We start from the raw sequence: 23,862 nt of genomic DNA, 5'->3' as shown, positions 1-23,862 counted from the left end.
CAACAATCAGAATAACAGCCAGAACAAGAGCACAAACAGCCAGAACAAGATGCAGGACACAAGCCGTAATTCCAGCCGCGATTCCAGCCGGAACAACAATCAGAATTCATACTAAAATAGCAGACAAAACCAAAAAAAGGCGTGGGAAAGAGTCAATAGGGATTCTTTCCCGCGTTTTTTGTATTTTCCCATTCTGGAAAAATTGGAATATATTATTACTAGAAAGGACAGGTGATAGTATGTTCATGACAATACCGGTATGGGATGTTGATCAATATATTAATTATAATGATAATGTGATGATTGTTGATCTTCGAACCCCTTTTTCCTATGAGCGGGGACATTTAAAAGGTGCGGTAAATTTACCTTATGAGCAGTTTGACAGCTGGAAAAGCCAGATGCCTAAAAATAAAAGAATTATTTTCTACTGTTCCAGGGGAGGTCAAAGCATGATGGTCTGCAGACATTTAGAGCCTATGGGCTTTGATGTGATTAATATAGCCAGTGGAATTGTCCACTACAGGGGAAAATATATGGTACGTGGATAGGTATTCATTGACAGATATACCTATCAGGTTTTAAAATATACCTGATAACCAAAAAAAGGAGAAAATACTTATGAAATATATGATTGCTTCCGACATTCACGGTTCTGCATATTACTGCAGGAGTCTGTTAGATGCATATAAAAATTCAGGAGCAGAGAGACTGATCCTCCTTGGAGATATACTTTACCATGGACCGAGAAATGATCTTCCCAAAGAATATGCGCCCAAAGAGGTCATCTCCATGCTGAACAGCTATAAGGACCAGATTTATAATGTCAGGGGAAACTGTGATACGGAAGTAGATCAGATGGTCCTGGAATTCCCGGTTCTTTCTGATTATGCCCTGTTTGTGATTGACGGTCTGACGATTTATGCTACTCATGGCCATATCTACAATAAGGAACATCTTTTGCCGATGCAAAAGGGAGATATTCTTCTGCACGGACATACGCATATATTGGCTGCCGAAACTTTTGGTGATATCACCATACTCAACCCAGGCTCTGTCTCTATACCAAAGGGAGGAAATCCACCTACGTATGCTGTGCTTGAAGACCGTATATTCCGAATCATGGATTTTGAGGGGAATATTGTAAAAGAAATGAACTTAGGAGATTAATGTGAAAAAAACATACGAATTAATTGCACCCTGTCATTTTGGCATGGAAGCAGTCTTGAAAAAGGAAATTACGGATCTTGGTTATGATATTACTTTGGTGGAAGATGGGAGAGTCACTTTTATTGGAGATGACGAAGCCATCTGCCGTGCCAATGTATTTTTAAGGACAGCTGAAAGAGTTCTTTTAAAGGTAGGCAGCTTTCATGCAGAATCCTTTGAAGAGCTTTTTCAGGCAACGAGGTCAATTCAATGGGAAGAATATATTCCATGTGACGGGAAATTCTGGGTGGCAAAAGCCTCCTCTATTAAAAGTAAGCTGTTCAGCCCTTCTGATATTCAATCCATTATGAAAAAAGCCATGGTGGAACGAATGAAGAGCGCCTATAAAGTGGAATGGTTTGAAGAAAAGGGAGCAAGCTATCCTCTCCGGGTTTTCCTTTATAAAGATAATGTAACAGTTGGCATTGATACTTCTGGGGACTCCCTTCATAAGAGAGGCTACCGGACGCTTACCAGTAAGGCTCCCATTACAGAAACACTGGCTGCAGCACTGATCATGCTGACCCCATGGAATAAAGACCGGATTCTGGTGGATCCGTTCTGTGGAAGCGGTACATTTGTCATCGAGGCAGCTATGATGGCAGCTAATATGGCACCTGGAATGAACCGTTCCTTTTTAGCAGAAGACTGGAAAAATATCATTCCCAGGAAATGCTGGTATGAGACCATGGATGAAGCCAATGATCTGGTGAATCTTGATATAAAGGTGGACATACAGGGATATGATATTGACCCTGATATAGTGAAAGCTGCCAGAACCAATGCGGAATCTGCAGGTGTGGATCATTTAATTCACTTCCAGCAGCGATCGGTAGATGCGTTAAGCCATCCCAGGAAATTCGGTTTTATTATCACCAATCCTCCTTATGGAGAGCGGATTGAGGAAAAAAAGAATCTTCCGGAATTGTACAGCCAGATTGGAGCGCGATATGCAGCTCTTGATGCATGGTCTCTGTATATGATCACTGCATTCGAAGATGCGGAGAAGTATATTGGCAGAAAAGCAGATAAGAACCGTAAAATCTATAACGGTATGATGAAGACCTATTTCTATCAGTTTATGGGGCCGAAACCGCCCAAAAGAAAAGCAGGAGATGAGTTTGAAAAATAAAATCCGGTTTGCCTTTTTTCTTGTGCTGCTGTGTGCAGTTTCAATTTTTACGGCAGATTATTTCGTTCCTTTAGAGACCGGGAATCCATATCTGGGAGAACTTCCTGCTTCCTATGACGGAAGAGAAAGCGGACGTGCTCCTGCAATCAGGAATCAGGGATCACTTGGAACCTGTTGGGCATTTGCATCCCTGCAGGCACTGGAGGCCAGACTTCTTCCAGATGAAGTCTATCATTTTTCGGAAGACCACATGTCTTTGAACAATGGTTTTTGCATACCTCAGGAAGAGGGGGGAGAGTATACCATGTCTATGGCTTACCTCCTTTCCTGGAAAGGTCCGGTAATGGAGACAGAAGATCCGTATGGTGACGGAATATCTCCCAAAGGGCTAAAAGCAGTCAAACATGTTCAGGAGATTCAGATAATACCAGGGAAAGATTACGATCAGATAAAGCGTGCTGTTCTCCGTTACGGAGGTGTTCAAAGTTCTCTTTATACTGCCATGAATGAAACAAACAGCCAGTCCTCCAGCTATAATGAGGAAGAGTCCTCATACTGTTACATAGGTTCACAGCCGCCCAATCATGATTCCGTGATTATCGGATGGGATGATGAATATTCCAGAGATAACTTTAATGTCCCGGTCAATGGGGATGGAGCATTTATCTGTATGAACAGCTGGGGAGACGGGTTTGGCGACCAGGGCTATTTTTATGTTTCCTATTATGATTCCAATATTGGTATGAATAATCTGGTGTATTCCGTAGTTGAAAATCCGGGCAGATTTGACAGGATCTATCAGTCTGATCTGCGCGGCTGGGCTGGACAACTGGGGTATGGCAGTGACACAGTCTGGTTTTCCAATGTTTATGAGGCAGAGAGCTTAGAATTTCTAAAGGCAGTTGGGTTCTATGCAACTGCATCAAGTACTTCCTATGAAATTTACGCAGTGCACCAGGCAGGAGACGAAACCAGCATAATTGACAGCGGTGAATTTGACCGGAAAATTTTCCTCACAAAAGGAAGTTTTGAGAATGCGGGTTACTATACCGTTTCCTTTGACAAGAACAAAAAAAAGGAACTGAAATTAAAAAAGGGAGAGCGGTTTGCAGTTATTATTAAAATTACAACTCCCGATACAGTTCACCCTGCAGCGATCGAGTACGATGCAGGAGACAGAAGAACCTTTGTGGATTTATCTGACGGGGAGGGTTATATCAGTGCAGACGGCAGCGTCTGGGAGAGAGTGGAGAAAAAACAGAACTGCAATCTATGTCTGAAAGCATATACGGCTGCCCAATAGAGAGAGGTTTGAAGGAGAGAACAGATGAGGGAGAATAAAATAATTTTTGCAACTGGCAATGAAGGAAAGATGAGGGAGATCCGTGAGATCTTAAGAGACCTGGGAATGGAAGTGTGTTCCATGAAAGAGGCAGGTATTCATTTAGATATTGAGGAAAACGGAACCACCTTTGGGGAAAATGCAGAAATAAAAGCCAGAGCTGTGTGGAAAAAATCCGGTGGAATCGTTCTGGCCGATGATTCCGGTCTTGTGATTGATTGTCTGGGCGGAGAGCCTGGAATTTATTCAGCCCGTTATATGGGAGAGGATACTTCCTATGAAATCAAGAATCAGGCCATATTAGACCGAGCGGCTTTTGCTGTCGGAGAGGAGCGGAGTGCACGCTTTGTATGTAACATTGCCGCAGTACTTCCCGACGGTTCTGTACTTCATACAGAGGCTGCCATGGAGGGGCTGGTTGCAGATAAACCGGCTGGAGGAGACGGATTCGGATATGACCCCATTCTTTATATACCGGAGTTCGGTATGACTTCCGCAGAGCTTACCATGGACCAGAAGAACCGGATCAGTCACAGAGGGAAAGCATTGGAAGCGATGAAAGATAAGCTGAAAGAGCAATTCAGGGAGGAGAATCATGAAAGTACTGATTGTCAGTGATACCCACAGAAAGGATGAAAATCTCTTGCGGGTGATTGATGCAAACAAGCCCTTTGACATGCTGATCCATCTGGGAGATTCAGAAGGCAGTGAAAAGAAAATTGAAAGCTGGCTGGATGAAGGCTGTGAATGTCACATGGTTCTTGGAAATAATGATTTTTTCTCAGACCTGGAGCGGGAAAAAGAAATAAAGCTTGGCAATTACCGGATCTTACTGACCCATGGGCATTACTACAATGTATCTCTTGGAATAGAACGTCTGGAAGCGGAGGCAAGAGAACGGAATATTCAGATCGCGATGTACGGACATACGCACAGGCCGTTTTATGAGGTACATAACGGAGTGATCATATTAAATCCCGGCAGTTTGTCTTATCCCCGCCAGGAAGGCAGAAAACCTTCTTACATGATAATGGAACTGGATGAACAGGGAGAGGCACATTTTACCCTGAATTTTCTTGAAAAATAATAAAAAGACCCTGACAGAGCCTATTGCTTGCCTGCCAGGGCCTTTTTATTATTGCTTATGAATTTTACTTCCAGCCTTCCGGCAGATAAGTCATCGTATTCTCAATCATGTCATCAACCAGACTCTTCACTTCATCATCACTTACCCGGCCCTTTACCAGCGGATCATTTAAGAATGCATCACAAACCAGAGTGCGGTCGCAGCTAAGAGCTGCTTTTAATATGCGTTCATGATTGTCTGTGTGAGGTTTGATAAGCTCCAGTACATTTTCCGGAATCGTTCCGGCTATTACAGGTTTAATGCTGTCTCGGCTGAATACTGCATTGGTCTCAACCACTGCATCTGCAGGAAGGTTTGTAATTTGTAAATAGGAATTTGGAATATTTACGTTGCTGATGGTCCGTTCCAGTCCACATAAAGATTTGATCAGAAGAATTCCCTCTTCTCCGGATGGTTTTAATTCGATCTCTTCCTCTCCTGCTGCGAGGCGGCTGCTTTTTGCAAGACGCTTTTTTAAGTCGTTCTTTCTCCAGTCAACGGTTGTAAGTCCAAATTTCCAGGAGGTAACGGTTTCAGGATCTTTCAGGTAATCAGTTCCTGGCATAAATTCTGCAAGATGGCGGTCCCCGGCTGCGGCAATCAGACCATAGCGGCGGAAGAGATCAAATTTTACCCTGTGTGCACATTCAAAGGTGCTGTTTGCCCAGTTTTTATCCGGTTCATGGTAACCTTCTTCATAGTGAGCATCGATATAATCACGGTAAACGGGGAATAAATCAAATCCCTTGTAAGAGGCCTGATCAAACCAGGTAAAATGATTGATACCAAGAACATTTACATGGATGTCTCTGCGATCAACCGCTTCTAAACCAAAGGTCTCTTCACAGATTCCCTTTAATACTTTCTGGGTACCGAATACTTCGTGGCAGCAGCCAAAAGCCTTGATCTGAGGAAATACGTGATAAAGTGTTTTGACACACAAGGTCATAGGATTGGTGTAGTTAATGACCCATGAATCTGGCGCGTACTCTTTTACCGCTTCTGCAATGGTTACAAACATTGGGATAGTGCGCAGTGCACGGATCATACCGCCAGGACCGGCTGTATCCCCTACAGACTGATAGATTCCAAGTCTTTCTGGCAGATGAACATCGGATTCCATTTCGTCAAAGGTACCTGGCAGAATGGAGATGACTGCAAAATCACAGCCGGTCAGCGCATCTTTTAAAGAATCACATGTGATATAGTTCCATTTGCCAATGGTATCTGTTCTGTCGCTTAAATGATTGCCGATAATTTCATTGTTCTTTGATGCAGCCGGATCGATATCATAAAGCCGTATGGTTCCGCTCATGGAATCATCCATGGATAAATCTGTCATAAAGGTCCATGCCCAGCCTCTGGAACCGCCCCCGATGTATGCGATCTGTATATCACTTACTTTGTTGGTTTCGTATTTCATAAGGTATCCTCCTATCACTCTCTATTGCATATTATAATGCATTATAGTATTATAATTCTTATAAAATTGATTCTTTATTTATCATAATCATACTTTTGGATACTAATTTGGAGGGATATATGGAACGAATTTTATTTGAAGAGAGCATGGAAGGCGTTGTCATTGATGAAGTGGTGCGGGAAGACGGATTTTCCATGACTATGAAACATTTTCATGATACCTATGAACTGTATTTTCTCCTGAATGGAGAACGTTATTATTTTATTGAAAAAGAAACTTATTATGTAAAAACAGGAGACGTGGTGTTAGTTAACCGCCAGCAGGTCCATAAGACGAGTCAGGCAGGAAACGGAAGCCATGACCGTATTCTACTGCAGTTAAACGGCAAATATCTGGAATCCTGGTTAAAGCACGCAGGAGTTTATTCTCTGGAAAAGCTGTTTGGGGATTACTATGGCGTGGCAAGGCTTTCGGAAAAGGAATGGGGGGAGATGAAAACACTGCTTCTATCAATCAGAGACGAATTAAAAGGCAGGAGAGAACGGTATGAAGTTATGGTTCGTCTCATGATATCCAGAATTCTTCTTATGGTTTACAGAAGCCGGAAGAAAAGTGTATTAAAGGATATGCCGCCTACGGTTCAGACGTCCAAGCATGGAAAAGTCCATGAGGTTGCGGAATATTTAACGCTTCACTGTGAGACTGATGAGAGCCTGGAAGAGCTGGCAGAGCGTTTTTTTATCAGCAAATCCTATTTAAGCAGGATTTTTAGGGAAGTTACAGGCTTCTCTGTCAATGAATACCGGAATCTGGCAAGGGTGCGCAAAGCCAGAGAACTCCTGTCAGCCAGTGAATACTCGGTAACGGAGATCTCAGAGCTTCTTGGCTTTGAAAGTGTGACTTATTTTGAACGGGTATTTAAAAAGCATACGGATGCCACGCCTTTAAAATACAGGAAGGAGACAAGGAGGGGGGCAGAGGAGTAACGTATTCTCGTTTCATTACGCTGGAGTCTCATTGCTTTTTAAAGACATATTGTGAAAGAAGTGGCTGATCCGGTATATTGTTTCTTTATCCTTTTCCGGGTTAAGGAAGCGGCAGGGCTTTCCATCTAATTCTCCGCTGTAGGTTAATACTGATTCGATTTCGCCCAGCTGGTCATAAAGTCGTTTTAATTTCATGCTTTCTTTATCCTTCACATTAGTTCCGTTGATTCCATAGTAGAATCCTAACGCAGCACCGAATTCGGCCAGGGAAGAGGGGATTTTGCACTCCTGTATCATGTAAATGGTTCCAAGGATCCGCTCATTATACTGTAGTTTGCGAATGGGATCCCGCCCGACTCTTGAAACCGGGTCTTTAAAAGAAAAACGGCATCGCTTGATGAAATTTTCGGTAAATTCACTAATATATTCTTTATATTCCGGAGTTCTTTTTAGAAGAGCCGGTTTAATTTCCCGATTAATTAATTGTTCCGTAAATTGGGATATCCGTTCATCCCCCATCCCCTGACCAATGGTTTTATATCCAAGTAATGCGCTGTACCACGCAATCATGGCATGGGTTCCATTAGAAAGACGGTTCTTAATTGTCTGCAGATCACCAATGTTATCAATGACCTTTATTTGACGGAGGTAAGGCAGGAGAGGGCTGTTTCCACCTGCATAGAGTATCATATCCGGTTCACTATGAAACAGATCCAGACTTACTTTAGAAAGATAATTCTGGATTTCGGAGATGTCTTTGAATAGTTTGGTGATGCTTTTTAAGCTGAGTGCAGGTTTTTTAAAGCCTTTGGTATCTGTAATGGAATCCGGCAGGGTATTTAAGCTGCGTTGTATCTGTTTTGTCAGTTCATCTTTGGAGACTGCAGAAACCATACGGTTTACTACCGTTTCACAGAAATAGTTCTCATTCAGGATTTTATTGACCTGTTCTTCCGGTATCAGGGGAAGAAGTGCTTTTTTTACCTGTTTTTTTACAAAGGAAGCTGCATTGATCTTATTTAAAATAATTAGTAAGGTCAAAGGTTTTTTATTTGCAAGTGACCGTTCTAACAGCCCGGCTGCAATCATCTTAGCCTGATGCCGGATGGCGTCTTCCGGAAGACATATTGCAATGATTTCTGATTCCAGATACATGGAAACCATTTCTTCATGGCTGTCGATATCAATGAGAGAAACGTTGCGGATTGATTGTTCATAAGCAATACTTTTATAACTAATGTGATAGGAGTTAAAAGCATTTACCATGTTCCGAAGATTTTGATTTCTGGTAGCACCAATAATCCGGCTTGGTCTGGTATATCCGTCCCAATGGGAAAAGATCTGAGCGATATAACCGCCTCCGATGGCACCGAAGCCATGAATACCGGCAGTAAGCTGATTGTTGTTCTGGGGAAAGTGTTCATTCAGAGCAGGGACAGGATACTTCTTTGTATCAGGACGCAGATCATGGAGAAATTCTTGTAGACTATCATAAGAACACCAGGTTTTTTCTTTTATATAGGGCCTGGGTTCCTTAATGTCTTTGATACAGACTGGAAGCCCCCCTGCTTTAGAGGCTGCAAGAAGACCGTTTTCAGAATCCTCAATGATCAGGCAGGATTCCAGATTACAATTAATCCTGGAAGCCGCTGTCAGAAATATTTCCGGATGCGGTTTGCCGCATGTCACCTCATCGCCGCAGACAATAACATCAAAATATTTATAAACATCGGCATCATGTAAATATTCTTCTGCAATCATACGTTTGCTGGAGGTTGCCACAGCCAGCAGAATTTCATTTCGTTTCAAACGTTCCAGGACTTCGATCAGCCCTTTTTTTACAGGAACGCCAAATTCTTTTACGTAGGCCATCTCAAACTCATCGGCCCGTTTTCTGATCTCTTCGTATGGATAATCCTCACCAAATTCCTTCTTCGCCAATTGCATTGCAGAAACAGAACTTAGTCCAAGGGAGTCTGTCAGCAGCTGGTCTGGTATGGACTTGCCAAAGAGTTCCATGGAAGCCTTTTTTAAGGTTTTCATTCTGAGTCTTTCCGTATCAAACATCGTTCCATCCATATCAAAAATAGCGGCTGTTATTTGTGTGTTTTTTAATATCATTCATGTTCCTCCTTCATTCAAATTGGCTGGATTCGCTTACTTTATGTTACAGGACACAATATTACTTGTCAAATGATGACCTATTAAATGACAGGCAGAAGAAAGTCATATATACCAAAAGAACAGGCTTTTTTTAAAGGGGGAAAGAAAAGGAATTGTCTTTTATGTACAATATTCCTTTTATTCTTTGTGCAAATTGCCATTTATGGATTTTATTAAAAATATTACGTTTTTATAGAAAAAGAACAGATTCCTGTGCAGAAATCTGTTCTTAAATCTGATTATTTATCTAAAGCTTCACAAAGTGCTGTAAGTGCCAGAGCCTGACCATATGCCATGGGCATAATGAGAACATTTTTATAGTGGCTGCCGTCCATTCCGATACCGGTGCCAGCAGATACATTCTGTACAGTACCGTCTTCGGAAATGTTGTCACAGATAGCTGATATAGCAAGATCAGCAGCTGTTTGATAAGTTTGGTCCAGAATACCTGCCTGTACGCCCCGGAGGAATCCGGCAGCAATCGCCGCAGATCCGGATACTTCTTCGTAACTGGTTTCATCAGTCAGTACCGTTCTCCACAGACCGGAGGGAGCCTGGAGCTTTAAGAGAGCAGCAGCCTGAGATCGAAAGGTGTCAATCAGATATGCTCTTACGCCTTTATCTAAATCATTTCCGCAGTCATCTAAAAATTCCATGATTCCATAGGTGAACCAGGAATTTCCCCTGCACCAGAAGACGCCGCCGAAATTATCCATACGTTCAAAGCTGAATCCATGATGGAAAAGTCCTGTCTGTTTATCAAATAAGTATTTGATGTGTACCAGGAACTGATGAAGTGATTCGCTTTTCCATACCGGATTCGCTGCCTGCTGCCCCATCCTGTTTAAGAAGAGTACAGACATGAACAGAGTGTCGACCCAGATCTGTCCTTCATGCAGTGTTACTCCGTTGCGGTCCCCAATGGCGCTTGTTACATGCTGAAAGCCATTGTCCTGAGTCTTTGGAAGGCCGTTTATCAGCCAGTCTGCCTGGCTTTCACACAGCTGATATAACTCTTGTGAGTTCTTAAGCTTTTGGTGGAGGCAGGAAAGTGGAAGGAAAGGAGCCGTTGTGTTAATGTTTCTGGAGGGAAGACCGTTTTTTAAATGTCTGTTGTACCAGTCTTCAAAGAATGGCAGATATCTGTCATCTTTGTAGAACTCCTGCAGCTTATAAAGACCGTAAAGTCCAACGCCCTGCGGCCAGTCCCACTCTTCAATTCCAAAATCTCTTTGGATAATTCCCATATTGGTGTCTGTGGAGCTTACGGATTTGTCCTTATCATAATCACAGCCTCCCAGATTCATCAGTTTTTCAACAACCAGATGAATTTTCTCAAGCAGTCCCTCGTTTGTCATTTTGTTATTCTCCTTTATGCTTTGTGTTTTTTTGCTTTTCAATATAATCAGTGGGCGGAAGTCCGGTATATCGTTTGAATACCTGGCTGAAGTACTGAGGATTGCTTCCGTATCCCACCTGCTTTGCAATCTGTTTGATGTTGTCGTTGTGATAGTAGGTCATCAGCCGGATGGCTTCCTCCATACGCTCTTTATTTAAGTAATCCGAAAAGCGCATTCCTTCTTCTTTCACAAACTGTTTGCTTAAATATCCGACGCTGACGAACAAATAATTCTCAGCCAGCCATTTTAAAGAAAGGTTTTCAGAATCTAAGTGCTCCCGGATATAGGTCTTTAAAAGCGCAATATTGGAACTGGGTTTATGACCGCCGGATTCTGTTTCCTTTGGAACAAGAACAACGGATAAAAGGTTTCTGATCTCTGCAACATTATCGCAGGAATAAAGCCGGCGGAAAAAGTCACAGGCTGCGTCAAGGGTCGGCTTTTCATGATTTAAATCAGCCTGGAGATAGAGACCAAGGGCCAGGCTCCTGGCTGTTGCAGGAGGCATGGATTCAATAAAAACAGAATTTAAAAGCTCTGTGGCCTGGATAATATCGGGAGCAGAGGTGATGGAATCTTCTAAGCGGCTGATCATCCATGGAGCTGTAATATGGTTTCGGATCTCGTAGCTTTCTCCCTTTTCGCTCAGTAAAAGTATACGTTCAAAGCGTGAAATTTTCTGGATTACAAAACGAAACAGCTTTTCCGGTGTTTCCATGTGCACAAATTCCGCTTCAAACGTGACGGACTGATTGGGATAGTGCAGGTTTAAAATGAAATTTTTGATTCGTTCCTGAATGGCAAGAGTGCTGGCAGGAAAGATCAAAACAGCAGTGTTCTTTACATATAGTATGGAAAAGTGCATTTGAATTCCTTCTGAGCCGAGGATTTTAATAATATCAGATGCAAAGCTTTTTAAATAAGGTTCTTCTACAAATGAACAGATGCACGCATAGAGGCAGTTCTCAGGCAGGGATAACAGCTCCTGGTATTTGCAAAATACGCCGGGGAAGGTATCCTGATGCTCTAAAAGCTCCATAATAAAGCTTTGTTCCAGTGGAATGTGAAGAGTTTTTAAAAGATCCTGCTGCTGTGACTTACGCCGGAATTCTTCCTGCAGGCGCTCTTTCCGGATAGAAGCAAGGGAATCAATCAGCTCGTTTTTATCTGTTGGTTTTAATAAATAAAATCGGACGCCGTATTTCATCGCCTGCTTGGCATATTCAAAATCATTATACCCAGAAAGCAGAATAAAAGAGATTTTTGAATCTGTTTTCATGGAGCGTTCAATTAAATCCAGACCGTTCAAGATTGGCATACGGATATCGGTGATAACCACATCTGGGTACTCGTCGCATATAATATCATAGGCTTCCATTCCATTTTTGGCAGTTGCGATCAGTTCATATCCCAGAGATTCATAATCAATCATTTGGGAAAGTGCTTCTCTGATAATCTGTTCGTCATCCACAATCATTAATCTCAGCATGTCAAACCTCCTGTTCTTTGGGAATGGAGAGTGTGACCACTGCCATTCCATTATTATTGTAAAAATTCAGCCCGTAATTGTTCCCATAGAGTAATTTTAATCTGGAATTAATGTTTACAAGTCCCACACCAGAGCCCTGGGGCAGGATCTCCCTGCTTTCCAGTTTTGACATCAGATCCGGATCAAAACTGGATCCGGTATTGGAAACCTTGATTTGATAATCATGTTCCATATCCCGTATAGTAACGTAAATGCTGCACATTTCATCAGTATCTTCCATAGCATGCTTCAATGCATTCTCCACCAGGGGTTGTATACAAAGCTTTGGGACAAATATATGGGAAATATTCTCAGGGATCTCCAGTTCAAAGTGCAGCCGGTCCTTAAATCGCATCTCCTGGATCCGGATGTAATTATTCAGAACCTCCAGTTCATCGGAGAGCGGAATGATATCTTTCTGTCCTGCAATGGAAGCGCGGAACAGATTACCAAGAGAGCGTACCATCATGGAGATGTCGTCCGCTCCGTATTTTTGTGCCATCCAGTTGATCGTATCCAGCGTATTGTACAGAAAATGGGGATTAATCTGCTGCTGCAGCATCTTAATCGTGGAATCTCTTAAAAGGATCTGTTTATCATAATTTTCATCCCTTAATACTTTCACGCTGTGTGTCATCTCGTCAAAACTGCGGTGAAGCTGTCCGATTTCATCCTTCCTGTTTTCATAATGATAGGTTTTTCTGTCGTAGTCAGGCGTTTCTCCGTTACCAAAACGCTGGATTTTTTCGATTAAGTAATCCAAATGACGGAAAATATAGCGGAATATTAAATTCACCAATACTGCTGTCACCAGTATTATAAAAAAGGTAAAGAAAAGAATCTGCATGGTGATCAGGCGGACATTGTTAAAAAGTGGGTTATAATCTCTGAAATAGAGATAGTCCCAGCCGGTATAAGGGACATAGCCGGTTATAATAAATTCTTTCTTATTATCCAGTGAGGCGATGGTGTAGGTATTTTTGCTTTTTTCTCTTTTGGAAATAAGAGTCTGGCAGTAATTTGGATGATATGCTTCTTCCGGATAGATCCGTTTATCACCATTCATTAATATAAACCTGGAATTGTCTGCCAGAGTTCCGGAACTTTTTAAACCATCTTCTATCATTTTTTCCATATTTACCGTTACATAAAGTCCTGCCAGTTTTTTCAGGCTTAAATACTTGAGCTTTAAGATCTGTCTGGCGCAGACGGTATCTTCTCCCGGATCTATAGCTGCAGACCACAGGGCTTTTCCTTTCAGACTGTCAATTGCGCTGTCAAGCTCCAGCCGGTTGAATTTAAATATATCATCCGAACGTCCCATGCAGATATTGGAATCGTCATCTAATACAATGTTGATGGATTTGACATACCGGCTTTGATAGATATAGGAGTAAAGCTGTTGATAAATATCTCTTTTCGCCAGAGATCTCCGGTCGCTGTAAGGGTACTCTGCAAGAAAAGATAAATTTTCCTGCAAAACGGAATCACCAATCATATTGTCTGTCATATTCTCAATCATCTGCATTTCCGATTCCAGATAAGTGGTAACATGGCTTAGGGAATCGGCATTTGTCTGATAGAGCACTTCATTATAGCGGTGAGTGAGAATCTGTATGCTGGTCAGGCTTGTCAGGAACAGAGCGAAAAGAGCAACGAGGAAAACTGTGAGTATTTTTTTGTATAAGGACAGGTCATTAAACCAGACCGCACATCGTCTCATAATTAAAAATTCCTTTCTCAGATAAACGTATTATATAGTAAAAGAACAAAAAAAGAAATTAAAAAACGACCCAAAATTACATAAAGCTGTTTTTTCAACCATAAATAGCCGTATTTTAACTTTACGTTTGTGCATATTTGACATAAAATATGGTTATCTTAATGAAATCAAATGGGAGGTTTTGCAAAATGAAGAAAAGAAGAATCTTAGCAACATCACTTGCAGCAATTCTTGCAGCAACATCATTAGCAGCCTGCGGTTCAAAAACAGAACCAACGGAAACAAGTAGTGCAGACACTGCTACTACACAGGCAGCATCAACAGCAGCCCCGTCAGATACTTCTGCAGCATCAGGTGACAAGGTATCATTAAGCCTTTGCTGGTGGGGAAATCAGACAAGAAACGATGTAACAAAAAAAGCAGTTGACCTTTACATGAGTAAAAACCCAAATGTAGACATCAAAGTTGAGTTTACAGATTGGTCAGGTTACTGGGACAAGCTTTCTGCTATGGCAGCAGGCGGCAATCTTCCTGATATCATACAGATGGATTACTCCTATTTAAACCAGTATCAGAAGAGTGGTCAGCTTGCAGATTTATCTGAATTCATGAGCAGCGGACTGATCGATACTTCCAAGATTCCGGAAAGCATTATTAAAAGTGGTAATGTAGACGGAAAGACTTATGCAATCAGCCTTGGAAGCAACGCTCCTATGATGGTTTATGACAAAGCAATTGTTGAAAAGGCAGGAGTTACAATTCCTGACCAGTTAACAATGGATGAGCTTTATGATCTTTCAAAGACCATTGATGAGAAAACCGGTGTTAAAACTCTCTATGACGGCGGCATCAACATGATGCAGATCATGGCAAGAGCAAATGGTTCTCATTTATTTGACGAATTATCCGCTGGAACAGAAGATTCCTTAAAAATTTATTTTAACACAATCGAGAAGTTTGCAAAATCTGATTCCAGTATTTCTGCTGATTTATTAGCAGAGAAAAATCCTGATGTAGTTGAGACGAAACCAATTATTGACGGAACTACCTGGAACGATTTAAGCTTATCCAACCAGTTTATCAGTATTTCAAAAGCTGCAGGAAGAGATCTTGCAATCACAATGTTCCCAACAATTACAGATGCAAAAGAACAGCCACTGTATTTGAAACCAAGTATGTTCTTCTCTGTTGCTGAAACTTCCAAGAATAAAGAAGAAGCAGCGAAATTCCTTGACTGGTTTACAAACAGCACAGAGTGTAATGAAATCCTTCTTGCTGAAAGAGGAATTCCGATTAACACAGAAGTAGCAGATGCAATCAAAACAAAGGCAGATCCAACAGCACAGGCCGTATTTGATTATGTTGCAAAAGTTACTGAAATTGCAACCCCAATCGATGCTCCGGATCCATCTGGTAAGGGTGAAGTCGAAGCATTAGGAAAAACAGTTTCTGAGGCAGTCCGTTACGGAGATGCAACAGGAGATGATGCAGTTGGCCAGTTTGTGCCTGAAGCAAAAAATATACTTGAACAAGCGGCAAAATAACAGGTAAAATTCTGGAGGGGATAAGATGAACAACAATCAAATGATCCCGAAAAGAAAAAAATCATTCAGCCAGATTATAAACACACCGAAGGTCGCAGGATATGTATTTATCCTGCCCTTCATTATAGGATTTCTCGCTTTCATGGCTCTGCCTATGATTTTATCTTTAGGGTTTTCATTCACCAGATACAATATATTAAAAACACCGGTTTTTATCGGACTTGAAAATTATAAAACGATGTTTACGGCGGATCCAAAGTTCTGGAAAGTATTTGGTGTAACCATGTACTATGTTCTGTTTTCGGTTCCTCTCCGGCTTATTATGGCTTTAATTGTTGCAATGCTTTTAGTGAAAACCACTAAGCTTTCCGGCTTTTACAGGGCTGTTTATTATCTGCCTTCAATTATCGGATCCAGTGTTGCAGTAGCGATTCTCTGGAAGAGAATGTTTGCAAGCGATGGTGTAATCAATGCAATTTTTAAATTGTTTGGACTTCCATCGGACATTGCATGGCTTGGAAGAACAGATACGGCGATCTGGACGCTGATCATTCTGGCAGTGTGGCAGTTTGGTTCCTCCATGCTCATCTTTTTATCCGGTTTAAAACAGATTCCAGTCAGCCTTTATGAAGCAGCCACTGTTGACGGTGCAAACGGATTCCAGAGATTTTTCAAAATCACAATTCCTATGCTGACTCCTACTATTTTCTTTAATCTGATTAACCAGCTGATCAATGGGTTTATGGCATTTACACAGAGTTATATTATTACCCAGGGAAAGCCTAGAGATACAACATTGTTTTATACCGTATATATGTATCAGAATTCCTTTACTTACAGTAAGCTGGGATATGGCTGTGCGATGGCATGGTTTATGGTATTTGTTGTGGGAATCATGACACTGATACTGTTCAAGACACAGAAAAAGTGGGTATATTACGAAGCAGAAGGGTGATGAAATATGAAGACAGGATATCAGGAGAGAAAAACAGTCACCACAGTGGTTTATCATGTATTTACCTTTTTCTTTGCATGTGTTATGATATATCCGCTTGTATGGATGGTGATGAGTTCCTTTAAAAACACCAATGAAATATTCAGGACCGCTGCCAGCCTCCTGCCCGAACACTTTTCTTTCGATAATTATACGACGGGCTGGAAAGGCTTTGCAGGTTATGGTTTTGGCAACTTTTTTAAGAATTCCTTTATTATTGCAGGCTTATCCACGGTAGGAGCAGTTATCTCCTCAGCAGTCATAGGATATGGATTTGCAAGAATTGACTTTAAGTTTAAGAGCTTCTGGTTTGCATGTATGCTTCTTGCAATGATGCTGCCATTCCAGGTAATCATGATTCCGCAGTACATTATCTTTAACAGAATGGGCTGGGTAGGCAGTTATCTTCCCATTATTGTACCGCAGTTTTTTGGACAGGGCTTTTTCATCTTCTTAAATGTCCAGTTTATCAAGGGAATTCCCATTGATTTAGACGAAGCTGCCAGAATGGACGGTTGTACGATCTATACGATCTTTATAAGGATCATTCTGCCTCTGGTAAAACCATCTCTGGTTACAAGCGCAATATTCTCCTTCATGTGGAGATGGGATGATTTCCTTGCAGCTTTGCTCTATTTAAGCGACCCGTTAAAATATCCGGTCAGCTATGCATTAAAGATGTTCTCAGATCCGACAGCTGGTTCCGACTGGGGTGCGATGTTTGCAATGGCAACATTATCTTTGATTCCGATTTTCCTCATTTTCTTAACAATGCAGAAATATCTGGTAGAAGGAATCGCCTCCACAGGAATAAAAGGCTAAAGATATTTTAGGTGGGAGACCCGTAAGTGCGGTGTTTCCTGCCTTTTTTAAAATTAAAAAAAAGGTGGAATGACGAATGAATCCGATCAGAAACAGATTAATGGCGGCACTGGAGGCTTTGAAACCGCTATGCTATTCCAATTTAAAAACGGCAGATGAAGTATGGTTCAGTACCGGAAGTTATGAGTGGAAAGAAGAGTTTGACAGCAGCATTTTAAATTGGAATTCTTTTGACAGGGATGAGACCTGGGGAGGATCGGATCAGCATTACTGGTTTAAGACTTGTATTACTGTACCGTCTGAATTAGAAGATAAGCAGGTCAGAGCAGTCTTAAATACCGGCGCTACGGATATCTGGAATACGGATAATCCACAGATCATGGTATTTCTGGACGGAAAGCATTCCGGAACCATGGATATGAATCATCAGGACTTTATACTGACGGAACGTGCTAACCCGGGAGAAACACATGAACTGATCTTTTATGCCTATTCCAACAGTCCAGGGCGTACCAATTTCTTTCATCTGGAAATTGGGGCTTACGAAAAAGAGGTGGCAAAGCTCTATTATGATCTGGCAGTTCCTTTTGAAGCAGCGGATCTTCTGGAAGAGGATGACTTGGAACAGATTGATGGATTTAAGATTATGTCAGAAGCAGTGAAAATGATTGATTTTACCAGACCTCAATCCGTACAGTTTTATTCTTCTGTAAGAGAAGCGGATGAATTTCTTATGCAAACTTATTATAAAGACAGACCGGAAAATCCGGTAACTGTCCACAGCATCGGTCACACCCATATTGATGTTGCCTGGAAATGGCCTTTAAAGCAGACGAGACAAAAGGCGGTCAGAAGCTTCCGTACGGTTTTAAGCCTGATGGAGCGGTATCCGGAATATAAGTTTATGTCCAGCCAGCCCCAGCTTTATGAATTTGTAAAAGAAGAGGCACCCCAGCTGTTTGAAGAGATAAAGGAAAAGATAAAAGAAGGACGCTGGGAGACAGAAGGTGCCATGTGGCTGGAGCCGGACTGTAACCTGGCATCAGGAGAATCTTTAGTCCGGCATATTCTCTATGGAAGAAGATTCTTTGAAAAAGAACTTTCCGGTCCGCTCAATGAAGTGCTCTGGCTTCCGGATGTATTCGGCTACAGTGCGGCCATACCACAGATCATGAAACAGTCCGGATTATCTTATTTTATGACCACAAAGCTAGGCTGGAACGAATATAATCAGTTTCCCTATGATACCTTTACCTGGAGGGGGATTGATGGCAGTGAAGTTTTAACCTATCTGATTTCAACCAAGGATTATTATAAAAACGGACAGCCCACCAAAGGTTACAGCACCACTTACAATGGCAGACAGGACCCCAAACAGATCATGGGAACCTGGCAGCGGTTTCAGAACAAGGATGTCAGCCATGAAGTACTGACTTGTTATGGCTACGGTGACGGAGGCGGCGGTCCAACAGAAGAGATGCTGGAACAGAGCCGGAGAATGGAATTAAATGTTGCCCGTTGTCCGAGGACAGAACAGACTTTTGTTAAGGATTTCTTTCATAAGCTGGAAGAGGAGCTGGATAAAAAACGGCTTCCTGTATGGTCCGGTGAATTGTATTTAGAGTTTCATCGTGGAACCTATACTTCCATGGCAAAGAATAAGAAATACAACAGAAGCTGTGAGTTTTTAAATGGTGATGCGGAATTTTACTCGGTTCTGGAATCCCTTCTTACCAAAGGCGGGGAGTATCCGAAGAGTCAGCTGGAGGAAAACTGGAAGCTGCTGCTTTTAAACCAGTTTCATGACATTCTTCCTGGGTCTTCCATTAAAGAGGTATACGAGGATTCAGAGGTTCAATATGAGCAAATCCTTAAGTCAGATCTTGGTCTTATAAAGAAGAGCCATGAAAGCATATTAAAGGCAGCCGGATTTGAATGTGACAGAAATAATCCTGCTGCGCTTGCGGTGTGGAACTGCCTAAGCTTTAAAAGAACCGGAATTGTCGAGTTTGAGATTCCGGTTAAGGATCTTTTCGCAGTCACACAGAAAACCTGGGATGGCCGTATATTAGCGCTGGCGGAGGATGTGCCGTCAAAGGGAGCAGCGGTAATCAGCACAGAAAAGTCCACCCAAAATGCAGATTCCGTATTTACCTTCGTGGATTGCAAAGAAGACGGAGCTGTGAAAAAAGCGGTCAGCTCCTATTACGAAGTGGAATTTGATCAGGCCGGAAATTTGTCCCGCATCTATGACAGAGCAGAAGAAAGAAGCCTGTTAAAGGAAGGGGAGACGGGAAATCAGCTTCTGGTATTTGAAGACCGTCCACTGGAATTTGATGCATGGAATATTGACTCTGCCTTTGAGGAGAAACAATGGAATGTAGATGTAGTGATGGAAATGAAGCTTTTAGAAAACGGCCCGGTCAGAGCAGTTATTCTTGTTAAACGAAAATTTATGGATTCAGTGATCGAACAGCAGATCTGCTTTTACAATCATACTAAGAGAATTGATTTCAAAACCAGAATTGACTGGAATGAGCATCAGATGCTTTTAAAAACAGCATTTCCTCTGGATATTCTGTGTAATGAGGCAAATTATGATATACAGTTTGGAAATGTCAGCCGCCCCACTCACAGGAATACGACCTGGGATCAGGCAAGATTTGAAGTATGTGCCCATAAATGGGCAGATGTTTCAGAAGCAGGCTATGGCGCTGCTGTTCTAAACGACTGCAAATATGGTTATGATGTTCACGATTCTGTCATTCGCCTTACCCTGTTAAAATCTGGTATTTTCCCCAATCCGGATGCAGACCAGGGAGAGCATACGTTCACCTATTCTCTGCTGCCTCATAAAGGAGATTTCCGCGCAGGAGGGGTGGTGCAGGAAGCTTATGATTTAAACTGCCCTCTCGTTTCTTCCCTGGTAAATGGAGACGGTGCTCTTTCCTGTTCCTTCTTAGAGATTGAGAATGAAAATATACTTGCTGACACTGTGAAACTTTCCGAAGACGGAGACGGCATTATTGTACGTTTCTATGAATCCTATGGCATGAGGACCAATACCCATGTAACATTCCCCATGACAGCGGATGCACAGTTTAGCGAATGCACCTGCATGGAAGAAGAGAAAGAGCAGGTACCTGCAAAAGGTGGACGGATCGCTCTTGCCTTTAAGCCATATGAAATAAAAACAATTAAGATTCAGAGATAGAAATTATATTTTTGCAATATTTGCAAAAGATATACAGTAACTTGACAAACTTTGCATAGTCACTGCCTGTGAGATATCATATAATGAAGCAATATGACTGTATCAGAAAAGGGAGGATATGCAGATGGAGCTTGCTGCAGAACGGAATGGACGGATTAACATATGGATGGAGGAACTGAAAAACCATCTGTTTGACAGACTTTCAACGGTGACATTTACCGGATTTACGACGAAAGAGAATCTCTCTTATGAAGAAGCGTTAAAGAGGGAGTTTTACCCCATGCCTCAGGGAACCCCCTGGGGCTCCAAATGGGAGTATGGCTGGTTTTTAACAGAGATCGTCATGCCGGATGAGGCGGATGGAAAACGGATTTTTCTTCACCCTGAGGTAGGCGGTGAGATGCTTTTATGGGTGAATGGAAAAATGGCAGGTTCCAGAGATTTAAAACATGACGGAATTACACTGACCCGCCATGCAAAGGCAGGTGAGCGCTTTTTTGTGGTGGCAGAAAGTTATGCAGGGCATGGACCGAGACTGGAAAAGGGCGGACCATGCCCTGATTTTTGTACTGCAGTTCCAGAACCGCCTGAGTTTCAGGTCAAGGTAGGCGTGTCAGATTATGGAATCTGGAATGAGGATGCATTTCAGCTGCTCATGGACGTTTTTACATTATACAAGCTTTCTGAAGGGCTTGATCCTAAATCCTTAAGAGCGATGAAGATAAATCAGGGACTTTTGGAATTTACGTTTACAGCTGACTTCGAACTGGACCGGGAAGAGCGGATTGAATCTTTCCGTGAAGCGAGAAAGAAACTGGCACCTCTTCTTTCCTGCGTGAATGGAACAACAGCTCCTGAATTTACCATTTTCGGACAATCCCATCTTGATCTTGCATGGCTGTGGCCATGGGAGGAGACAAAACGGAAATGTGCAAGAACGTTATCCACCCAGATCGCATTATCAGATGAATACCAGGACTATAAATTCCTTTTATGTGAACCACCCATTATGGAGAATGTAAAAGAACGTTATCCGGAACTTTACAAACGGCTATTAAAAAAAGTAGAGGAGGGGTCATTTATTCCTGAGGGCGGAATGTATGTGGAGCCTGATACGAATCTGGTATCGGGAGAGAGTCTGATCCGTCAGTGCCTGTATGGAAGAAAGTGGTTTAGGCAGGAACTTGGAATAGATAGTGTGATGGTCTGGCTGCCGGATTGTTTTGGATTTAACGGTCAGCTTCCTCAGATCATGAAAGGCTGTGGAATCCGATATTTTGCCACACAGAAGATGGCTAGAGCACTGAAGGGCTGTGATACATTTCCTTATAATAACTTCTGGTGGGAAGGAATAGACGGAACCAGGATTCTGACCCATTTCTACAAGAAGAACAATGCCCGACTCGATCCTCATGATTTAATTACCAGATGGGAAGAGGACCGGGTACAGCAGGAAAATATAGATACCTTTATATTTCCCTTTGGATTTGGTGACGGTGGGGGCGGTGCTACCCGTGAGATGGCGGAAGTAGCAAAGCGGGTTAAGGATTTAGAAGGTGCACCCCGTACCCGCATGGAGAGCCCGGTTGACTTTTTTAAAAGACTGGAAGAGAAAAACGCTGTGAAAGAGGTTTACAGAGGGGAACTTTACCTTCCCTGGCACAGAGGAACCTATACAACACAGGCATGGATAAAGAAAGAGAACCGGCGGATGGAACGAAAGCTGCGGGAGGCAGAACTGTTAAATGCCATTGCGTGTTTTTTGGAAAACGGAGAGAATCGGAGAGAGGCGCTGGAAGCTTTATGGAAAGTGCTGCTTTTTAACCAGTTCCATGATATCATTCCGGGAACTTCGATTACCAGAGTTTATGAAGATGCAAAAAATGCATTTCATGCCATGGGAGAAAGGACCCTTTGCGTTTATGAGGAAGCCAAAAAAAATATTACAGGGTCCGGGGAAGATGGTTTCCTTATATTTAATTCCCTTTCCTGGGAGAGGGAAGAGCTGGCAGAGATACCAGCGGAAGAAGGGAAAGATCTGTCAGATGGCAAAAGGCTGCCGGTAAGCCAGAAAATAGGGGATCGATTGCTGATACCAGTTAAAGTACCTTCCTGCGGATATGCCTCCATTGAGGAAGATTTGGTTTTGGAAGCTGAATGCAGACTTTACAAGGAAGATGATTTCTTTATTCTGGAAAACAGATTAGTAAAGGTAAAGATTGATGGGCTTGGTCAGGTTAGTAGCGTATTAGACCAGGAAACCAAAACAGAATTTGTGGCTGGAATTGCAAATCAGCTTCTGCTTTACCAGGATATTAATGTAGATTACGATGCATGGGAAATGAGTTCTTTCTATAGAAATGTTCCCATAGAGCTGGAACAGACGGCAGTTCTTACTATTGAGGAGACTGGTCCCTTAAAAGCAGTGCTTCTGGTAAAACGAAAAATTCATGAGTCTGTCATGACTCAGAGAATTTCCTTAACCTATAACAGCAGGAGGATAGATTTTTCCACGGTTATTGACTGGCAGGAAACCCATAAGCTGTTAAAAGTATCATTTCCGGTTACCATCCGGACGGAAGAAGCCCTGGAAGAAATCCAGTTTGGTTATGTAAAACGTCCAACCCATCAGAATCGCCGTTATGATGCAGACCGTTATGAGGTGTGCAATCACCGGTATACTGCAATGACACAGCCGGGAAGGACGGCTGCTGTGCTCAATGATTCCAAATATGGAATCAGCACTGCCGGCAATGCTATGGAGCTGACGCTGCTTAGAGCACCTGTATGGCCTGATATGTATGCAGATAAGGGAATGCAGGAGTTTACCTATTCCTTCTATGCAGAAAGCAACAGCTTTTCGGAAAGCGGAGTGGTTCGCGAAGGAATGCAGCTGAATAGTCCTTTGACATTCTGGGGAAGAGGAACAGGTGAGAGAGAATTTTTCCGTATTTCTGCAGATAATATAATTTTAGAGACAGTTAAAATGGCAGAAAACGGCGAAAAAGATCTGATTGTAAGACTTTACGAAGCGAAGGGAAAACACACCTCCTGTGTGGTGTCTGCAAGTTTTAAAATCAGCAGATTGTGGGAAACTACCATGGAAGAGAACATGGATTCCGGAAAAATGGTATCTGTAAACCTCCTTGAGAATAATAGTGAGATACTTTTGGATTTTGCGCCGTTTGAGATAAAAACCCTGCGTCTGATTCCATAATCGCAAAAAATGCGAGTAAGATGGTTTCAATAAAAACAAATA

General features: G+C 42.2%; 17 protein-coding genes. 12 read left to right on the top strand and 5 right to left on the bottom strand.

Translation table 11 applies throughout. The features are described 5' to 3' along the window. Positions 1 to 245 precede the first annotated feature (245 nt). The 6 genes from RZO55_RS20105 to RZO55_RS20080 all read left to right on the top strand — a co-directional run bounded on the left by RZO55_RS20105 (position 246) and on the right by RZO55_RS20080 (position 4,767). Positions 246 to 548, top strand: a complete 303-nt coding sequence (locus RZO55_RS20105; RefSeq protein WP_318066041.1) for a rhodanese-like domain-containing protein — start codon at positions 246 to 248, stop codon at positions 546 to 548. 70 nt (positions 549 to 618) lie between these two features. Beyond that, positions 619 to 1,167, top strand: a complete 549-nt coding sequence (gene yfcE / locus RZO55_RS20100; protein ID WP_318066040.1) for a phosphodiesterase — start codon at positions 619 to 621, stop codon at positions 1,165 to 1,167. A 43-nt stretch (positions 1,168 to 1,210) separates the two neighbouring features. After that, positions 1,211 to 2,338: a THUMP domain-containing class I SAM-dependent RNA methyltransferase gene (locus tag RZO55_RS20095; RefSeq protein WP_318066045.1), complete on the top strand. Its 1,128-nt coding sequence runs from the start codon at positions 1,211 to 1,213 to the stop codon at positions 2,336 to 2,338. Beyond that, positions 2,328 to 3,641, top strand: coding sequence for a lectin like domain-containing protein (locus RZO55_RS20090; RefSeq protein WP_336624340.1), 1,314 nt, complete (start codon positions 2,328 to 2,330; stop codon positions 3,639 to 3,641). The genes RZO55_RS20095 and RZO55_RS20090 overlap by 11 nt, the downstream gene beginning before the upstream one ends. 24 nt (positions 3,642 to 3,665) lie before the next feature. Further along, positions 3,666 to 4,298: an RdgB/HAM1 family non-canonical purine NTP pyrophosphatase gene (gene rdgB, locus RZO55_RS20085; RefSeq protein WP_318066039.1), complete on the top strand. Its 633-nt coding sequence runs from the start codon at positions 3,666 to 3,668 to the stop codon at positions 4,296 to 4,298. Continuing rightward, positions 4,276 to 4,767, top strand: a complete 492-nt coding sequence (locus RZO55_RS20080; protein ID WP_318066038.1) for a metallophosphoesterase family protein — start codon at positions 4,276 to 4,278, stop codon at positions 4,765 to 4,767. The genes rdgB and RZO55_RS20080 overlap by 23 nt, the downstream gene beginning before the upstream one ends. A 64-nt stretch (positions 4,768 to 4,831) precedes the next feature. On the opposite strand, the gene RZO55_RS20075 is transcribed toward RZO55_RS20080, so the two are convergent. Further along, a complete protein-coding gene (locus RZO55_RS20075) occupies positions 4,832 to 6,229 on the bottom strand; it encodes a family 4 glycosyl hydrolase (RefSeq protein ID WP_318066037.1) in 1,398 nt (465 codons plus the stop codon). A gap of 119 nt (positions 6,230 to 6,348) precedes the next feature. Between RZO55_RS20075 and RZO55_RS20070 the strand changes: the two genes are divergently transcribed. Continuing rightward, positions 6,349 to 7,215: an AraC family transcriptional regulator gene (locus tag RZO55_RS20070; RefSeq protein WP_318066036.1), complete on the top strand. Its 867-nt coding sequence runs from the start codon at positions 6,349 to 6,351 to the stop codon at positions 7,213 to 7,215. Between the two features lie 15 nt (positions 7,216 to 7,230). Here the strand turns inward: RZO55_RS20070 and mtlD are convergent, their stop codons facing one another. From mtlD to RZO55_RS20050, 4 genes are all read right to left on the bottom strand, one after another. After that, the gene (gene mtlD, locus RZO55_RS20065; RefSeq protein ID WP_318066035.1) at positions 7,231 to 9,336 is read right to left on the bottom strand and encodes a bifunctional mannitol-1-phosphate dehydrogenase/phosphatase; all 2,106 of its coding nucleotides are present in this window, start codon (positions 9,334 to 9,336) and stop codon (positions 7,231 to 7,233) included. 281 nt (positions 9,337 to 9,617) lie between these two features. Next, positions 9,618 to 10,736 (bottom strand): glycoside hydrolase family 88/105 protein, encoded by a 1,119-nt coding sequence (locus RZO55_RS20060; protein WP_318066034.1) that lies wholly within the window; start codon positions 10,734 to 10,736, stop codon positions 9,618 to 9,620. A gap of 4 nt (positions 10,737 to 10,740) precedes the next feature. Continuing rightward, entirely contained in the window at positions 10,741 to 12,267 is a 1,527-nt protein-coding gene (locus RZO55_RS20055) for a response regulator transcription factor (RefSeq protein ID WP_318066033.1), read from the bottom strand. Between the two features lies 1 nt (position 12,268). Continuing rightward, positions 12,269 to 14,029: a sensor histidine kinase gene (locus RZO55_RS20050; RefSeq protein WP_318066031.1), complete on the bottom strand. Its 1,761-nt coding sequence runs from the start codon at positions 14,027 to 14,029 to the stop codon at positions 12,269 to 12,271. Positions 14,030 to 14,217: 188 nt separating this feature from the next. Between RZO55_RS20050 and RZO55_RS20045 the strand changes: the two genes are divergently transcribed. The 5 genes from RZO55_RS20045 (at position 14,218) to RZO55_RS20025 (ending at position 23,820) form a co-directional block, all read left to right on the top strand. After that, positions 14,218 to 15,573, top strand: coding sequence for an ABC transporter substrate-binding protein (locus RZO55_RS20045; protein WP_318066030.1), 1,356 nt, complete (start codon positions 14,218 to 14,220; stop codon positions 15,571 to 15,573). 25 nt (positions 15,574 to 15,598) lie between these two features. Continuing rightward, entirely contained in the window at positions 15,599 to 16,528 is a 930-nt protein-coding gene (locus RZO55_RS20040; RefSeq protein WP_439100066.1) for a carbohydrate ABC transporter permease, read from the top strand. 6 nt (positions 16,529 to 16,534) lie between these two features. Then, complete coding sequence (locus tag RZO55_RS20035; RefSeq protein ID WP_318066029.1) at positions 16,535 to 17,389, top strand: carbohydrate ABC transporter permease; 855 nt, start codon at positions 16,535 to 16,537, stop codon at positions 17,387 to 17,389. 76 nt (positions 17,390 to 17,465) lie between these two features. Then, the gene (locus RZO55_RS20030; RefSeq protein ID WP_318066028.1) at positions 17,466 to 20,603 is read left to right on the top strand and encodes an alpha-mannosidase; all 3,138 of its coding nucleotides are present in this window, start codon (positions 17,466 to 17,468) and stop codon (positions 20,601 to 20,603) included. Between the two features lie 124 nt (positions 20,604 to 20,727). Next, entirely contained in the window at positions 20,728 to 23,820 is a 3,093-nt protein-coding gene (locus RZO55_RS20025; protein WP_318066027.1) for an alpha-mannosidase, read from the top strand. Positions 23,821 to 23,862 lie beyond the last annotated feature (42 nt).

Source organism: Clostridium boliviensis (assembly GCF_033342255.1).
In the GTDB taxonomy this organism is placed as follows: Bacteria; Bacillota; Clostridia; order Lachnospirales; family Lachnospiraceae; genus Lacrimispora; species Lacrimispora boliviensis.
This window is presented reverse-complemented; position numbering and strand designations above follow the sequence as displayed.

Excerpts from the sequence above, each read along its gene's own strand:
- RZO55_RS20105 (WP_318066041.1), top strand. The coding sequence starts at position 246 with ATGACAATACCGGTATGGGATGTTGATCAATATATTAATTATAATGAT.
- yfcE (WP_318066040.1), top strand. The coding sequence starts at position 619 with ATGAAATATATGATTGCTTCCGACATTCACGGTTCTGCATATTACTGC.
- RZO55_RS20095 (WP_318066045.1), top strand. The coding sequence starts at position 1,211 with ATGGAAGCAGTCTTGAAAAAGGAAATTACGGATCTTGGTTATGATATT.
- rdgB (WP_318066039.1), top strand. The coding sequence starts at position 3,666 with ATGAGGGAGAATAAAATAATTTTTGCAACTGGCAATGAAGGAAAGATG.
- RZO55_RS20080 (WP_318066038.1), top strand. The coding sequence starts at position 4,276 with ATGAAAGTACTGATTGTCAGTGATACCCACAGAAAGGATGAAAATCTC.
- RZO55_RS20075 (WP_318066037.1), bottom strand. The coding sequence starts at position 6,229 with ATGAAATACGAAACCAACAAAGTAAGTGATATACAGATCGCATACATC.
- RZO55_RS20070 (WP_318066036.1), top strand. The coding sequence starts at position 6,349 with ATGGAACGAATTTTATTTGAAGAGAGCATGGAAGGCGTTGTCATTGAT.
- mtlD (WP_318066035.1), bottom strand. The coding sequence starts at position 9,336 with ATGATATTAAAAAACACACAAATAACAGCCGCTATTTTTGATATGGAT.
- RZO55_RS20060 (WP_318066034.1), bottom strand. The coding sequence starts at position 10,736 with ATGACAAACGAGGGACTGCTTGAGAAAATTCATCTGGTTGTTGAAAAA.
- RZO55_RS20055 (WP_318066033.1), bottom strand. The coding sequence starts at position 12,267 with ATGCTGAGATTAATGATTGTGGATGACGAACAGATTATCAGAGAAGCA.
- RZO55_RS20050 (WP_318066031.1), bottom strand. The coding sequence starts at position 14,029 with ATGAGACGATGTGCGGTCTGGTTTAATGACCTGTCCTTATACAAAAAA.
- RZO55_RS20045 (WP_318066030.1), top strand. The coding sequence starts at position 14,218 with ATGAAGAAAAGAAGAATCTTAGCAACATCACTTGCAGCAATTCTTGCA.
- RZO55_RS20040 (WP_439100066.1), top strand. The coding sequence starts at position 15,599 with ATGAACAACAATCAAATGATCCCGAAAAGAAAAAAATCATTCAGCCAG.
- RZO55_RS20035 (WP_318066029.1), top strand. The coding sequence starts at position 16,535 with ATGAAGACAGGATATCAGGAGAGAAAAACAGTCACCACAGTGGTTTAT.
- RZO55_RS20030 (WP_318066028.1), top strand. The coding sequence starts at position 17,466 with ATGAATCCGATCAGAAACAGATTAATGGCGGCACTGGAGGCTTTGAAA.
- RZO55_RS20025 (WP_318066027.1), top strand. The coding sequence starts at position 20,728 with ATGGAGCTTGCTGCAGAACGGAATGGACGGATTAACATATGGATGGAG.